Origin of the sequence: Paenalcaligenes sp. Me52 (assembly GCF_050487965.1) — a bacterium.
GTDB lineage: Bacteria > Pseudomonadota > Gammaproteobacteria > Burkholderiales > Burkholderiaceae_B > Paenalcaligenes.
In genome coordinates, this window is sequence record NZ_JBKQFO010000001.1 from 1144766 (window position 1) to 1160230 (window position 15465).

Here is a 15465-nt window from a genome sequence, read left to right on the forward strand (position 1 = left end):
TTTGCAGCATTAGGGGACAAATAATGCACACAGAAACTGCCACAGTTTTCGCAAAAAATATTGATAAAAATAACGGTGATTTATACAAAAAGATAACGTGGAAACTAATTCCATTTTTATGTTTTTGTTATTTAGCTGCTTATCTGGATAGGATTAATGTGGGCTTTGCTAAGTTGCAGATGTTGGAAGATCTGCAATTCAGTGAAACCGTTTACGGGCTGGGTGCTGGCCTGTTTTTCGTGGGCTACATCCTGTTTGAAGTACCCAGTAATTTGGCCTTGGAAAAGGTAGGGGCGCGAGTTTGGATTGCTCGTATCATGATTTCATGGGGGATTCTGTCGGGTCTGACCATGTTAGTGAGTACACCGGCTCAGTTCTATACCATTAGATTTTTGTTGGGTGCGGCAGAGGCAGGCTTCTTGCCTGGTGTTTTGTACTACTTGACCACATGGTTCCCAACCTACCGACGCGGAAAAATTATCGCGTTGTTCATGATTGGTTTGCCATTATCCAGCGTGATTGGTGGTCCAATTTCTGGTTGGATCATGCACCATTTTGATGGTCTGTACGATTTCCGTGGCTGGCAGTGGTTATTCATGATTGAAGCGGTGCCAAGTGTCTTGTTGGGTATTCTGACCTTCTGGGCGTTACCTAATCATTACGACAAAGCCAAGTGGCTGACAGCAGAAGAAAAGGAGCTGCTGCGTAAAGATTTGGAAAACGACGATAAGGAAGGCAAAGGGGTTAAAACCAGTTTCAAAGATGGCTTTTTTAACGTCAAAATTTGGATGTTGGGTGCCATCGACTTCTCTATCTTGTTAGGGGCCTATGCGATTGGTTTTTGGATGCCTACCTTTATCCGCAATACAGGGGTGGTGGATACTTTCCATATAGGGTTGCTATCGGCGATTCCTAGCATTGCTGGGGTGATTGGTATGTTGGCGATTGGTGCAAGTTCTGATCGCCATCGTGAGCGACGCTGGCACTTGTGCATTCCGCTGTTAGTGGGGGCGGTGGCGTTGGCAACCAGTACCTTTGTTTCTGATAACTTGGTGCTAACCGTATTAATGTTCACCATTGCTTCTGGCGTATTGCTGGGTGCGGTGCCGGTGTTCTTTAGTGTGCCTGCCACTTTCCTTAAAGGTACAGCGGCTGCAACTGGTTTTGCGCTGGCATGTTCCTTGGCAAACATCGCAGGTTTGGTCAGTAACTCCTTAATTGGGGTGGCGACAGACTTAACCGGTACCAGCCATGCAGCATTGTGGTTCTTCTCGGTGTGCTTGGTAGGTAGTGGGTTGTTGGCGTTGGCTTTCCCCGCTAAGGTGGTGAATCGCTAATCAGTTTGTGGTGATGAAGTAAAAAAGCCCAAGGCAATTGCTTTGGGCTTTTTTATGGCTCAGCGACGTAAGTTGTGCATCAGTGCTGTTGTGCAGTGAACTTAGGCCATTTCCATCCTAGCACCATGCCGGCCGCAGCCAACAAAATAGCAGTGATACCCAGTATCTGTAGGGGATGTAAACGGTGTCCAAAGGCCAGAGCATCCACAAGAAATGCAACAACCGGATAAATAAACGAGAGTGCTCCAGTCAATGAGGTGGGCAAACGTTGTATGGCGCCGTACAGCAAAATGTACATGATCCCAGTATGCACAATGCCGAGTGTGACTAAGTAGGCCCAACTGGCGGGAGCAATCATATCGTAACTGCTAAACGCAAAGGGCAGTAACAGCAGCGTACCTACCAGTACTTGTATCAGGGCAATGAGGTGAGGCGGTATGCCTTTAAGTTTTTTGGTAATCATGGCAGCCACGGCATAACAAAATGCTGCACCTAGAGACATCAAAATACCGGTTAGATAATTGCTGCCACCCATATCCGCATCGGGGCGGGCCAGAACAATCAATAGTACGCCACCAAATGATAGCACCAGCCAGCCCACTTTGGAGCGTGTGAGTTCTTCGCGTAGCAGCAGGGCGCCCAGTCCTACCAGCATAAACGGCTGCGTGTTGTAGACTGCTGTGGCAATAGAAATGGATGCGCGCGAATAGGCGGCAAACAGTAATAGCCAATTGGCGACGATGGCTACGCCACCCAATGCGGCTAGCAGTAGTTGCTGATGCGTGATTTGCCCGCGTCGCAGTAGCCCCATTGCGGCACAGACAGCCAGCAAGGTTGCCGTAGCAAATAGGCAGCGCCAGAACACTACCTCAGTGACTGGTCGCCCAGATAATACGACCAACCAGCCTATGGTGCCGGAAATCACCATGGCTGTAGTCATTTCGATGGTGCCGCGCATGTTGTCCTTCATTGAACCTCCCGTTGTATAACGGTGTTCAGTTTATAGAGAATTTACAATATTTCATCCACTATAAAGAAGATAGAATAGATAAAAGATCTTTTTTAAAAAGATAAATATGGAGAAATATCTTAATGGCTTTGGATGATATTGACCGTCACATTATTGCGCTCTTGCAAGCGGATGCGCGCATGCCTATTAAGACGTTGGCTGATCACATCGGGCTCTCAGCGCCAGGTACTTCTGATAGGTTGCGTCGCTTGGAAGAGAGGGGGGTAATCCGGGGCTTCATCCTAGAGGTGGATTTGCACGCGTTGGGCTATTCGCTACAGGCAATAGTTCGCGTCAAACCGTTGCCGGGTAAACTGCAGGCTGTGCAGAAGTTGCTAGAGGCTATTCCGGAACTAATTGAATGCGATAAGGTGACGGGCGACGATTGTTTTATTGCGCGATTGTGCTTGCGCTCTATTGAGCATCTGGATTTTATTCTAGAGGGTGTTCGGGATAAGGCTGAAACGAACAGCTCGATTGTGAAATCGCAATTGGTGGCACGACGTTTGCCTTTGCCTAGACACTAAAGCCCAGAGCAATTGCCCTGGGCTTTTTTGTGCGCCTGAATAGATGAGCTTAACCCAGTAAGGCTTTGGTTTCTTCCAGTGTGGCCACGTAGGCGTACTTCTGTTTCATGTCGAACAGATTAGCGTTGTGCGGATCAATGGCTCGATCGCCCACGCAATCTGATACGACTAAGGGTCTAAAGCCTAGCTGCATGGCGTCAACGACAGACGCGCGTACGCAGCCACTGGTTACGGCGCCAGCTACGACTAGCGTTTGCACACCGCGTTGAGTTAACCATGCAGCCAACGATGTGCCAAAAAAGGCAGAAGGCACCGTTTTTCGTACTACCAGCTCGCCCGCTACTGGAGTAAGTTCGGGAACGATATGGCTGATTTCTGCATCTTCTAACAAGGTCAGCATGCTAGGTACTTTGATACTGAAGATGTTGTTATCAGACTGGTCGTCGGCAAACACAATACGCGTGTGTGCGACAGGCCAGTTTTTCTTGCGGGCAATAGCAAGAAGCTCTTGGGTTTTTTCAATGGCCTGTGGGATGTTCCCGCCACCAAATACCTCAGGGTCAGCAAAGCCATTAACCAAGTCAATAATCAACAAGCCAAAAGGGGCTACAGGTTCTAGCGCCGCACCAAAGCCTTGTTTAGCGTACACATCATTACTACTCATTGTTTTCTCCGTCCTGAACTTGGCCGGCTTTGACGACGCATAAGTCATCCAAATACACATCGCAACGACGCAAAGGAATATCAATATGGCAGGCTGTAGTGCGATCACCGCCTGCTTCGTTGTTGGGGCCTAATGAGAACAAGAAGTTGCCTTCAAACGCGCGGGCATCCATGCCTATGGTTTGCTCTTTGTCGTACAGCTCAAGGGTGGACCAGTAGGCGCGTGGTTGCAGGCCCCAGCCAATGTGCGAGATAGCAAAACCCTCAGGGTCTTTGAAGCTGTGCATGTATTCGTTTAGCAGCTCAGCATCAATGCCGCCTTCAATTTTGGTGGCGTAGCCGTTTTCTACGGTCAACGTAATAGGCTCAGATGCGTATTTTTTCTGCGGCAATAAAATGTCGCCTTTGTCGATCACAATCGTGCCGGTAGCGCCACCCTCATTGGGCCATGTCAGTACAAAACCGCTAGGCCAGTGATCCCAACGACCGGGTTCATCTACAAAACCGTATTCACTAATGGCGGGGAAATCACCAATAGGGCAATACAGGTTGGTACCGCCGGGGGAGGTCACGCGCATGGCTTTAGCTTGCTCAATGAGCTTGGCGGCTTTCAATACGCGGGTGCGATCTTGTGCACTAGGAACGGTACGCACCAGAATTTCTGGCGGCTCAACAGCGAGCAGGATTTTTGTGCCTGTTTCGAGTATTTCGCTTTGTTCTGGCGAGAACAGCAGTGTCATCAAATCCAACACCAAGTCGCTGGCCTTAAGGTTGGCGATAGCGGCGGGGTTGTTGGTAATAGGCGTGGTACCCAAGTAAGACAGCGAGTCTCTGCTCAAGGCTTTTTCAGCGTTGACGGGTGGCAAGTCCAAGCGATTAACAATAGCGCCTTTCATTTGTGCAGCAATGGTGGCGCAGCGCATGGTTTGTTCGTTGGTAGAGTTACTGGTCAAAATAGTAACGACTTGGTTTTTTTCCAGCTTGGATAATGTCAGGACTTCTAGCCAAGCATTGATAAGTTGATAGTCACTTACAGCCATGTTGAGTCTCTTTATGGATTAAGGGTTGCGCCTAGGAAATCGCCAAAAGCTTGGTAGAAGCCTTCTTCGTTATCCCAAGGAATCATGTGGCCAGCATTGGCAACATGGCTAATTGTGAGGTTCTTGATCAGGCCTTGGATTTCTTCGGCATCCTCGGGACGCACTACATCACCGCGCTCGGCGATCATCAGCATGGTGGGTAGCGTCAGGGCAGCAAAGTTTTGGTGCACGTCATCGTTCTGGAAATCATTGAAACTTTGAATGACGGCGCTTTCATTGCAGGTGTGTAGCCACTGCGCACGCAACTGTAGTTGCTCTTCTGTCCACGTAGGGCAGAACGCGCGCATATCATCGGCGTTGCAGCCTTTGCGAGCCATAGCCATCGAGTCTACGTACCACGGTAGTTTGGCAGGGTAAGGGCGGCGATCTGGGCCTGATACAGGTGGGTCAACCATGACTAAGCGAGTCACGGCGGTAGGGTATAAGGCTGCAGCGCGGGCGCCAATGCGTCCACCCATAGAGTGTCCTACTAGGCTGTAGCGATCCAAGCCCAGCGCTTTAGCAAAGGCAATTACGTCTTCGGCCTGTGCGGTAAGGCCGTAATCCAGCCCATCCTCAGCAGAGCTTAGGCCACGACCACGTACATCCAATACGTAGGTGTCAAAGTATTTACCAAAGCGTTCCGCCACAAACCCCCATGTCACGGCAGGGCTGGTGATGCCGGGAATAATGATGATGGCTTCGCGTTTTTGTTGTGCGGCATCCGTAGGAATGCCATAGCGTAAATAGTGTTGTCTAATGCCATTGGCATGCACGTTGCCGCCATAAAGATAGGTGCTCATTGTGTGTTTGCTCCTCTAGAATTTGTGAGTGATGACTGTAGGCGCTGGCTAACACGCTGCGGCGTGAAAGGTGCTTCGTAAAAGCGAATGTTGGTAGCATCAAAAAGTGCGTTCGCAATAGCGGGTGCACAGGGTAATGAGCCAGATTCGCCAGCCCCTAATGGATCTTCGTTTTGCCTATCCATCAAAATGATGTCTATAGGTGGAAGGTCTGTGAATTTCAGAATGGGATACGCCCCCCACTCAAGTGTGGTTGAGCCTTGCGCGTTAAATTGCACAGACTCATACAGGCTGCGGCTGAGCGATTGAATGACATTGCCATGCAGTTGGTGGCGTACGCCAGCGGGGTTAACCATCTGTCCGGTGTCTTGCCCCACTACGATGTGTTTAATGATTATCTTGCCGCTTTGCGCATGCACTTTAAGGTCCAGAATCCATGCTGCCCACGCGGCGCCAAAACCAGGAAAGCGGCTATGTATATAGCGGGCATAACCCACGCCACGACCATGCATCCAGCCATCGCTATCAGCCTTTCCGCGTGAGCCTTGTTGATGCGGTACCCACTGGGCTTTTTCGGCAATGGCGGTCAGTAGTTCTTGGGCACGACTATCGTTATGCAAATGCATGATTCTGAAGGCGACTTGATCGTGGGCAACAGCAGTAGCTAACTCGTCGATCATGCATTCGTGCGCAAAGCTATTCGGCAAGGCTGAAACGCCGCGCAGCCAAGAGGCTCTAACTATAGGTGGCGTGTCATTGCAGACAATGCGTTGACTAAGGTATTGGTAGGGCGGCACAGCAGTACGGTCACCCATTTGCAACGTGCGTGGGTTAGCGGCGAGTTTGCCAATCAGTAGTGCGGCTAACAAGGGGGAGTCGTTAGAAGGGTAGTGCGTGGCAAAGTCATAGTGCAGTAGTTCACCCTCAGGGCTGACGGATGCGGTATTTAGCATCAACTGTGCTGCGCCTTTGGGTTCCCAAGCGTGTTCTTGCTCGCGACTCAGTTGTACACGTATGGGTCTATTCGTGAGCTTTGAAATCAGCAGTGCATCGGCGCATACGTCATCTGCGCAGTTGCGCCCGTAGCAGCCCGAGGCTTCATGGCGAATAATTTCAATGCTGCCTTCTTCTAGCTCAAACAGTTCAGACAACTGAGTACGCAGCATGTGCGGGTTTTGTGTGCCTGACCACAGGCGTGAACGTTGCGGGGTGTAATGTGCAACCGCGCAAGAGGGACCAATAGAGGCATGCAGTTGGAACGGCCATACATACTCATTTTGTAGGGTGATACTGCCAGCGGGGTGGGGCGCGGTGTGTTCGTCGGTGTTGTCTTTTAATAGGCGCGGGGTGTGGGGGTGGGCTTTAATAGCAGCCCCCAAATCATGTAGGGAGGGTAAGGGGGGGATGGTGCGCCACTGCACCTTTAATTCGCGGGCTGCCTGAATGGCGTGTTCTTCTCGTTGAGCAACGACAGCAACAAAATCTCCTTCTTGTACGATCAGTACATCAGGGCTGATGTGCTGAATAGAAGAGGCATCAATAGACTCCAAACTACGGCCAATAAAATCGCCGCTATCACGACCAGCATAAGGAGGGCGCACGACTCGAGCATGCCACATGCCAGGTACTTCAACATCGTGTACGTAGGTAAATTGCCCAACTGCTTTTTTAGGGATATCCACACGTGGTGTAGAGGTCCCTACTATAGTAAGCAGCTCACGTGGTTTGGTCTGGGTGTCTAGATCCAGATAGGCGCGTAACTGTGTACCTTTGACGGCATCGTGATACGAAATCTGTAAGCCGTTCGGCCCGTTTATCAGACCATTTTTAACGTGTAGCAGATGAGCTTCGGTTTGCCACTTTTCGGCTTGATGCTGCAGCAGTAACTGTTTGGCTTGAGCGGCCGCTTTGCGCAGAGGGATGGCCGAGATCTGTATAGAGGCGCTGGCAATGGTGGGGCCTTGATTGGGGGAGGCCTCGGTGTGGCCCAGCACCATACGCAGTTGCTCAGGTTGTATGTCTAGCTCATCGGCAACGATCTGCCCCAAAGCTGTTTGTATGCCCGTACCTAGGTCTACGTGACCATTGAAGGCATAAATCTGTGCTGCAGTAATGGCAACAAAAATATCGTCATGTGCTTGCAGATAGGTTGAGACCACTCCGGGTTGGCCTGCTACCGGTTGTGGTGGCAGGCTGGGGGCACGCAGAATCAACAAACTATCGTTGTTTTCAAAGAGATTTTTCTGCAGAAGCTTGGGGGAGTGCTCAAGCATGTATGTTCCTGGGGTGAAAACGTTGCTCATTTCTGTAAATTAGAGCGTATACACTTTATATTGATTATAGGGAAAACTTTTGTCGGTGGCGCTTATAAAAATTATTTTAGGTATAAACCCTTACTGGTATTGAGTATGCATTTGAACTGAGATTGTTTATATTTTAAGCAATTTTTTAGTTTATGGTTTTTTTAGAGCGTATAGACTTTTTTGGTGTGTCAATGTCTACTCCGGTTTCAATGCAGTTAAGAGTGAATAATCAAGAGCGTGAAGTGCAGGTCAGTCCTGACACGCCATTGCTATACGTATTGCGTAATGATCTTGGGTTAAAAAGCCCTAAATTTGGTTGCGGTTTGGGTGAGTGTGGTGCTTGCACAGTATTGGTGAGTGGGGTGGCGGCACGCTCTTGTGTGACCACCTGTTCAGCGGTGCAGGGCTATGCCATTACTACCTTAGAGGGTTTGGCGACGGAGGGTGAGCCTAACCATGTACAGCAGGCATTTATTGATCATCAAGCGGCGCAATGCGGGTATTGTCTAAACGGCATGATTATGACCATACAGGCTTTGCTACTGCGTAATGCGCACCCCACAGAAGAAGAAATACGCAACGAGCTACGTCACAACCTTTGTCGCTGTGGCACGCATATGGAAATTCTTGCGGCAGCGCGTGCTGCGGCTCAAGTGGCGTAGGGTGGCAGTATGTATACGGTAGTACCAGGCAATCAGGCAGTCACGGTAGAAACAAGAACAGTAGCGTTACCAGCGTTAGAGCATGCGTTGTATGGGGCGGTGGTGTATCCACCGCTTTCGCTTTTGCAGCAACCGTTGTTGGCGAATCATCAGCCTCTGTATTCGGATGTGGATTGGTCTGCTGCGCAAAAAGTCCCCGGTGTAGTGAAGTGTGTGGCGCAGCAAAATTTTTTAGCGGTGTTGGCGGCTCAAGAAACGACGGCTAAACAAGCTAAAGCTTTGGTGCGTGTGTCATGGGTGGGTGCAGCATCGCAAGCGCCTGCTTTTAATGACGCTGAAGGGTATAGCTGGGATGCGTCGGTGGATAATGGCTTGGCGTGGTCGGTTGCGCAATACGAGCACGAAACATTGCATGTATGGCTAAGCACGGCGTATCCGCATCAACTGCGTGATGAACTGATGGTGCTGGCGTCATTACCAGCAGAACGTATACAGATATACCAGAGTGTAGAGCCTCTAACTGAGGCCTATGACGAAGCCGTGCAAGCGGCTGTGCTGGCACTGCAGGTAAAGCAGCCAGTTGTAATGCGTGCAGAGTCAGGATTGCAAACCATTAAGCTTGTTTCTCTGGCGTCTGAGAGTGGAGCATGGGAGAGCAACGTGGTACCCGGCTTGGGTACGTCTGTGGCGGCGAAGTTGTTGGGTTGGCAGACTAAAGATAAGCAAGGCGTGCAACTAGCTACAGAGTATGTGGGAGATCGTCGTTATAACCATGCGCAGTGGTTGGCACCTGTAGGCGCGCAGCGTGATTATGCTGCGGCATTAACCTTTGCGGCTGAATCTGACTTTGATGAGTCTTTGCGCACGCATGGGGTAGACCCTCTGCAAGAGCGACTGGTGCAAGTGCAGGATGAGCGTGGTCGCAGGTTAATACAGCGAGCTGCCGAACAAGCGGGATGGGTGAATGATGACGGCATTGCCTACACGCCTAAAAAGCAGAATCATGGGTATGGCTTTGCGTATGTGAAAGCCTATGACTATGAGCAAAAACCGGCGCAAGCGGTATGGTCGGCGTGGGCGGTAGAGTTAGCGTTGGATACGCAGTCGCAACAGTTGAGTCTACAGAAAGTGACGGTGGCTTTTGATAGCGATCAGCACATTCCGCAAAGTGATGTGCAGCAGACGCAGATTAAGCATCGTATCTCCCAGTGGGCAGGCAAGTTATTGGGACATAGCGCTGGGTTAGAAGAAAGGGCGGCACAGGCTAGTGACAGCACATCATCCCCTCAGCCTGTGGGTACAGACATACAGGTTGTAAATCAGAGTGCGCTAGTAGGGCAGGCATTGGCGTGGAGTGCCACAGCAGAGTTGCCCGCTGCCGCCGCTATTGCGAATGCGGTAAAGGATGCAACACAAGTCAGGCTGCACCATGCTCCATTGGATTTATCGTTGGCAACACAGCGTTGGGCTATCGCTACGCAGGCAAAAGCAAAATCATCAAAGCGTTGGCTAGGTTGGTTGGCAGGAGCCGCTAGTGCTGCTGCGGGGCTGCTAGTGGTGGCCTCACCATGGCGTCCCGCTATTCCGCCTGTACCTAGAATTGATACCTCTATTTTTTCGGATATCGCCATAGAACGTGGGCGTTTGGTGGCTCTGGCGGGTGATTGTATGGTGTGCCATACGGCGGATGGTCAGGCAACCAATGCGGGTGGTTTGGCCTTGGACACACCCTTTGGGAAAATCTTCACCACGAACATCACTCCAGATCCAGAGACCGGCATAGGCGCATGGTCGTACAAGGCCTTTGAGCGCGCCATGCGTGATGGTATTCACCGTGATGGATCGCATTTATACCCGGCTTTCCCTTACACCTCGTATGCCAAGCTAAGTGATGAGGACTTGCAGTCTTTGTATGCGTACTTGATGACGCAAGAGCCCGTGCATGCCCCCAATAAGCCGCATGAGTTAGGTTTTCCATTTAATTTCAGACCAGCGTTAGCTGGTTGGAATACGTTATTTCATACTGATAGACAGGCATACCAATACGACGAGGGGCAAACAGAGCTCTGGAACCGAGGTGCGTACTTGGTCAATAGCAGCGGGCATTGCATGGCCTGTCATTCGCCACGTAATAGTTTGGGTGGCGAGAAAAAAGGTAAATATTTCCTTGCGGGTGGTGAAGTAGACGGTTGGGAAGCCCCAGCGTTAAATGCCTTGGCTACGGCTGATGTGCCGTGGACCGAAGAAGCGCTTTATACCTATTTACGTACGGGGCAGTCTGTACAGCACGGTGTGGCGGCAGGGCCGATGGGGCCTATTATCGAAGGGTTAGCGGAGTTGCCTGAATATGATGTTCGGGCGATGTCGCATTACCTACTGAATCTACAAGGGCGTGCTGAGTCCGTGGCGGCTGAACCGCAAATAGCGGCAGCAAACGTACAGCTTCAGCAGGTTGAGCAGCAAGCGCAGACACAGCTAACAGATGTATGGCTGATGCCGGGCAGAAGTATCTATGAAGGAGCCTGTATGGTGTGCCATGACAGCCAATCGGGACCAGCGTTGTTTGGGGCGCGCCCTTCGTTGGCGGTGAATACGTCTATACAAAGTGATTCGCCCGATAACTTAATTCAGGTGATTCTGCATGGCATTACAAGGCCGTCTTCCCCTGCTTTAGGGAATATGCCTGCCTTCAAACACAGCTTAAATAATCAGCAAATGGAAGATTTACTGCACTACTTACGTAAGCAATACGCACCGGATAAAAAACCGTGGGAAAATATTCAAACCAAGGTGCAAAGCATCAGGCAGCAACCAGGGCATTTATAACCGTCCGGGTTTCTTGGGAGTGGCGGTGGGCACGTTTATGGCTGTGACTGCTAGTGCCATGAGCGAAGGCTAAGAGGGTAGCTGTGTCGTTGCATCGTTGTGGTAGATTGTGTGATGGTGCAACGTCATCGTAAGGATAAAACGAAGGTGCAACATAAACATTTCTACGAACCCAAGTTGGGCCATGGCTTAAAGCATGATCCTATGAGTTCTATTGTGGGGCCGCGTGTGATTGGCTGGATTGGTACACGGTCGGCGCAGGGCGTATTCAATTTAGCGCCTTACAGTTTCTGTACTATGTTCAATTACCGCCCACCCATTATTGGGTTTGCGAGTGTGGGCTATAAAGATAGCGCGCGTAATGCCATAGAAACAGGTGTGTTTACATGGAACTTGGCAACACGATCTTTGGCTGAACAAGTGAATCTAAGCAGCATTGAGCAGCCAGTAGATGAGTTCGATCTAACGGGTTTAACTCTACAACTGGGTGAGCGGGTGGTAGCTCCTTATGTGGCCGAAAGCCCGGTGTCGTTAGAGTGCAAGGTGTCACAGCATTTTGAGCTAACAGGCAGCGATGGTGTGGGTGCTGGTTCGTGGATGGTGTTGGGTGAAGTGGTGGCCGTGCACATTGCTACCGAGCACATAAAGGATGGCGTTTATCATTGCGCCTCTGCGCATCCGGTTTTACGGGGCGGTGGCCCTAAAGACTATTACGAAATCACCGACGACACATTATTTGGTCTGTACCGACCACGTTAGATAGGCGTGAGTAATCCGTGATTTTGCGAGCCGTAGTGCAAGCGGTGGTTGCGCTGCATTATTGTGCTTGAGTGGGCGCTTCGGCTAAAAGCAGCGCCAGCAGGCTGGCCGCGCTAGGGGATAGCTCACTTTGTTTACGTACGCCTACTAGCAATTCACGTGAGCGCCAGGCGTCACGTAACGCGATGGTGCGGGTATTGGGTATATGGTAAATCTGCGTACTTTCACGCGGCAAAATTCCAATCCCTATACCGGCATTAATCAGCAAGCACATGGCATCGTAGCCAGATACTTCGGTTTGGATGGATAACGCACGATTGTGCTCCATCGCAATCTTGCTGATTTGATAATGAATGTGCGTGCCTGCAAACAGCGAAATGTGGGCGTAATCCAGCGTTTGGATAAAGTCTATCTCAGTGAACTGAGCCAATGGGTGCGACTGCGGCACCAGAGCTACCAGTTCGTCATGCCTAAAGGTGAAAGTTTCAATGCTGGCTTGAAAGGGTAGGCGCGTGAAGATGCCTATCTCGGTTTTGCCTTCAGACAATGCATTGATAATATCCAAGCTGCTTTTTTCTTCTAGCTGCAACTGTACTTGCGGAAACTGCTGCGCAAATTGCCCCAGTACGGCAGGCAGAAATTGCGTGACTGCCGAGGTATTCGCCATGATATGCACTTGGCCGTGTTGGCCCTTGGCGTAGGCATGTAAACGCGTTTCCAGATCATAGGCGTTGTTCAATAACGCACGCGCACGGTACAACAGCTCTACCCCGGCGGGGGTGGGGCTAATACCTTTGTTGGTGCGATGAAGCAGGGGAGTATCTAGGTGATGCTCAAGATCAGCAAGACGGCGACTGACGGCGGCGCTGGCTATATGTTCCAGCTCTGCCGCCTTACTGATGGTCCCTTCCTCTAAAACACGAACGAATAGCTTTAATGTCAGCAAGTCCAGTTTCATGCATGACATCATAGCGTTTTTTCGCCGTTTTCAGTGGCAGAGATTAGGGTTTAACGCCAGACAAAATGTGGCCAGCATTAGGTACACGTGTTTCCAAGCCCAGTGTTTTCAGCATTTGGTAAACCGTACATACCGCGGCTGACAGTACAGGTTTGCCAATCATATCTTGTGCACGTTGAATGGCTGCAAGTGATGGCATTTGTACGCAAGCTGATAACACGACGGCATCTGCATCTTTGTAGTCCAAGCGTTTAACGTGTTCCAGCAGATTTTCAGGGTTCAGCAAACCAACTTCCAGGTTATCAGCTACTTCTAGGCTGATGGTGTCTAGCACTTCAACGCCTTCTGCGCGGATGTAATCGGCCACACGTTGCGTCAATGGTTTCATGTAGGGTGTGATGATAGATACTTTGTTGAAGTTGAACTCTTTTAAAGTTTCAACCAAGGCACCCGCAGAACTCAGCACAGGAATATCCACGCCGTTATCGGTAACGACTTTTTGTAGGCGTTCTTGGGATACGCGGTGGTAACCATCGCCTTGAGCCATGATGGCAACCAAGCAGGCGTAGGCCATCACATCCATGCGGGCATCGCTAAGCTCTAACACGCAGCGGTCGCTGGCAATGTCCATAGCTTTTAGTTCTTCTGGTGTTACTTTCATCATGCGCATACGTGATGAGTGAAAAGTAAAACGCTCGTCAGGAAACTCAGCATAGCGCGCTTGCAGCATCGCTGGAATTTCAGTTTCCATGGTGGTGTTAGAACTAGGAACGACTTGTCCGATACGGTAGGTTTTCATGTTGTGTCCTCGACTAGATGAATAGTTATGCATCTATTTTGCGAGGGCGGGGAAGAAGGGTAAAGCGCCATTCGGTCAACGTGCTATCGCGAATGGCGATGGTGGGTAGGGTGTAAGGTTTACGGGGTTGAGGTTCGCTGGGTGGATTGGATTGACGCGGCTAAAAGGGGAGTGGCATAGTTTTTGTGGGTTTGCTCATCCCTGCATAAGCATATCTGCTGATAATAAAGAAGGGATGGGAATGGACCATCATGTGTAGCTAATGTTAAGGAGACAAACATGCGTTTATCGAATGCGGCTCGTCTAGCCACGGGTTCAGTGTGTGTGGCTTGGGCGCTGATGGGCTCTAGCAGTGTGTACGCGAATGAAACAATTACCGATGTTGGCCCGCGTATAGATCAAGTAATTTCGCAGAACTATTCGCAATGGGATGCCATCTATAAAGACTTGCATCAGCATCCAGAGCTAGGGTTTCAAGAAACGCGTACTGCTAAGGTGATGGCTGAACAAATGAAGGCCTTGGGGTTTGAGGTGACGGAAGGGGTTGGTGGTACCGGTGTGGTGGCTATTTTCCGTAATGGTGATGGCCCTGTAGTGATGGTTCGTACCGAACTGGATGCTTTACCTGTTCAAGAAAATACCGGCTTACCGTACTCCAGTAATGCTGTATCCACCTTTAATGGTGCTGAAACTGCGGTCATGCATGCATGCGGTCATGATATTCATATGGCGACATGGTTGGGTACAGCCAAAACATTAGTCAGTCTAAAAGATAGCTGGCAGGGTACGTTGATGTTCATTGCGCAACCAGCGGAAGAGTCATTGTCTGGTGCTAAAGCAATGATTGATGATGGTTTATTTAAGCGTTTCACCAAACCAGATGTCGCCATAGCACTGCATACGTGGAATGATGCAGCGGGTCTTATCGGGCTTACTGAAGGGCCTGTGCTGACTGGTAGCACGCAAGTTGAAATTGTGTTTCATGGTGTGGGGGCGCATGGTTCTATGCCTCATACGGGTATAGATCCTATTGTTCAGGCGGCCCAGTTTATTACTACCGTTCAATCGGTTATTAGTCGTGCTAAAAACCCCGGAGACTTCGGTGTATTTACGGTGGGGGCAGTGCACAGCGGGCAAGCTGGAAACGTGATTCCTAATCAGGCTACGTTGATGGCAAGTATGCGGTTCACGAATGATGAAACTCGTAAAGTCATTCATGACGGTGTTGTGCGTACCGCGAAAGGAGTTGCACAAATTTCTGGTGCTGAAGAGCCAGAGATAAAGTTTGCTGGTGATGTGCCTCCAACCATCAACGACAAGGCGTTAGTGGATCAGACAGAGCAAATTTTGCAGCAAGCATTGCCTGCCGAAACTGTTGTACGTATCCCGATGGCTGCACCTTCTGAGGACTTTGCGCTTTATGGCAAAGAAGGAATCCCAAGCTTGTTCTTCTTTCTTGGTGCGCTAGATCCTAAATTAGTAGAGGCATCACGTCTGCCGGGTGGTAAGCCTGTGCCTACTCAGCACTCACCATTTTTTGCGCCAGTGCCTGAGCCCACTATTACTACTGGTGTTAAAGCCATGACGCTGACGGTATTAGGTCAGCTTGCAAAATAGGAGTCGTAGCGCATTGCTCTATGCGCTTTATGTGCAGTTAAGTCGGGCATAAAGCGGCATCGTGTGATGCGTTCTGGTGTTTAAAAGTCTGGGGCTGCATAGACAGCAGCCCCAGACTTTTTT

The 15465-nt window shown here is 50.2% G+C and carries 13 protein-coding genes; 6 read left to right on the plus strand and 7 right to left on the minus strand.

Annotated features, from left to right (window positions below; all coding sequences use genetic code 11):
• The first annotated feature begins 23 nt into the window (after positions 1 to 23).
• Positions 24 to 1337 carry an MFS transporter gene (locus ACLO87_RS05335; RefSeq protein WP_430222976.1) on the plus strand — a complete coding sequence of 438 codons (1314 nt, stop codon included), beginning with the start codon at positions 24 to 26 and terminating at the stop codon, positions 1335 to 1337.
• A 79-nt stretch (positions 1338 to 1416) separates the two neighbouring features.
• On the opposite strand, the gene ACLO87_RS05340 is transcribed toward ACLO87_RS05335, so the two are convergent.
• Entirely contained in the window at positions 1417 to 2307 is an 891-nt protein-coding gene (locus tag ACLO87_RS05340) for a DMT family transporter (protein ID WP_430222977.1), read from the minus strand.
• A 122-nt stretch (positions 2308 to 2429) separates the two neighbouring features.
• Between ACLO87_RS05340 and ACLO87_RS05345 the strand changes: the two genes are divergently transcribed.
• Positions 2430 to 2873, plus strand: a complete 444-nt coding sequence (locus ACLO87_RS05345) for an Lrp/AsnC family transcriptional regulator (RefSeq protein ID WP_430222978.1) — start codon at positions 2430 to 2432, stop codon at positions 2871 to 2873.
• A gap of 49 nt (positions 2874 to 2922) precedes the next feature.
• Here ACLO87_RS05345 and ACLO87_RS05350 read toward each other — a convergent pair whose 3' ends face one another.
• The 4 genes from ACLO87_RS05350 to ACLO87_RS05365 are packed head-to-tail and all read right to left on the minus strand — an operon-like array spanning position 2923 to position 7691.
• Positions 2923 to 3537, minus strand: a complete 615-nt coding sequence (locus ACLO87_RS05350; protein ID WP_430222979.1) for an isochorismatase family protein — start codon at positions 3535 to 3537, stop codon at positions 2923 to 2925.
• Complete coding sequence (locus ACLO87_RS05355; RefSeq protein WP_430222980.1) at positions 3530 to 4576, minus strand: M29 family metallopeptidase; 1047 nt, start codon at positions 4574 to 4576, stop codon at positions 3530 to 3532. Before ACLO87_RS05355 ends, ACLO87_RS05350 begins: the two co-directional genes overlap by 8 nt.
• A gap of 11 nt (positions 4577 to 4587) precedes the next feature.
• Positions 4588 to 5418 carry an alpha/beta fold hydrolase gene (locus ACLO87_RS05360; protein WP_430222981.1) on the minus strand — a complete coding sequence of 277 codons (831 nt, stop codon included), beginning with the start codon at positions 5416 to 5418 and terminating at the stop codon, positions 4588 to 4590.
• Positions 5415 to 7691, minus strand: coding sequence for a xanthine dehydrogenase family protein molybdopterin-binding subunit (locus tag ACLO87_RS05365; RefSeq protein ID WP_430222982.1), 2277 nt, complete (start codon positions 7689 to 7691; stop codon positions 5415 to 5417). The genes ACLO87_RS05360 and ACLO87_RS05365 overlap by 4 nt, the downstream gene beginning before the upstream one ends.
• A gap of 221 nt (positions 7692 to 7912) precedes the next feature.
• Between ACLO87_RS05365 and ACLO87_RS05370 the strand changes: the two genes are divergently transcribed.
• From ACLO87_RS05370 to ACLO87_RS05380, 3 genes are all read left to right on the plus strand, one after another.
• Complete coding sequence (locus tag ACLO87_RS05370; RefSeq protein ID WP_430222984.1) at positions 7913 to 8383, plus strand: (2Fe-2S)-binding protein; 471 nt, start codon at positions 7913 to 7915, stop codon at positions 8381 to 8383.
• 9 nt (positions 8384 to 8392) lie between these two features.
• Positions 8393 to 11209 carry a cytochrome c gene (locus ACLO87_RS05375; RefSeq protein WP_430222985.1) on the plus strand — a complete coding sequence of 939 codons (2817 nt, stop codon included), beginning with the start codon at positions 8393 to 8395 and terminating at the stop codon, positions 11207 to 11209.
• Between the two features lie 204 nt (positions 11210 to 11413).
• On the plus strand, positions 11414 to 11968 hold the full coding sequence (locus ACLO87_RS05380) for a flavin reductase family protein (RefSeq protein ID WP_430223727.1): 555 nt from the start codon (positions 11414 to 11416) through the stop codon (positions 11966 to 11968).
• Positions 11969 to 12026: 58 nt separating this feature from the next.
• On the opposite strand, the gene ACLO87_RS05385 is transcribed toward ACLO87_RS05380, so the two are convergent.
• Positions 12027 to 12926 (minus strand): LysR substrate-binding domain-containing protein, encoded by a 900-nt coding sequence (locus ACLO87_RS05385; protein ID WP_430222986.1) that lies wholly within the window; start codon positions 12924 to 12926, stop codon positions 12027 to 12029.
• Positions 12927 to 12969: 43 nt separating this feature from the next.
• Positions 12970 to 13725: a maleate cis-trans isomerase family protein gene (locus tag ACLO87_RS05390; protein ID WP_166407652.1), complete on the minus strand. Its 756-nt coding sequence runs from the start codon at positions 13723 to 13725 to the stop codon at positions 12970 to 12972.
• 279 nt (positions 13726 to 14004) lie between these two features.
• Here ACLO87_RS05390 and ACLO87_RS05395 point away from each other — a divergent pair, with 279 nt between their 5' ends.
• On the plus strand, positions 14005 to 15342 hold the full coding sequence (locus ACLO87_RS05395) for an amidohydrolase (protein ID WP_430222987.1): 1338 nt from the start codon (positions 14005 to 14007) through the stop codon (positions 15340 to 15342).
• Positions 15343 to 15465 lie beyond the last annotated feature (123 nt).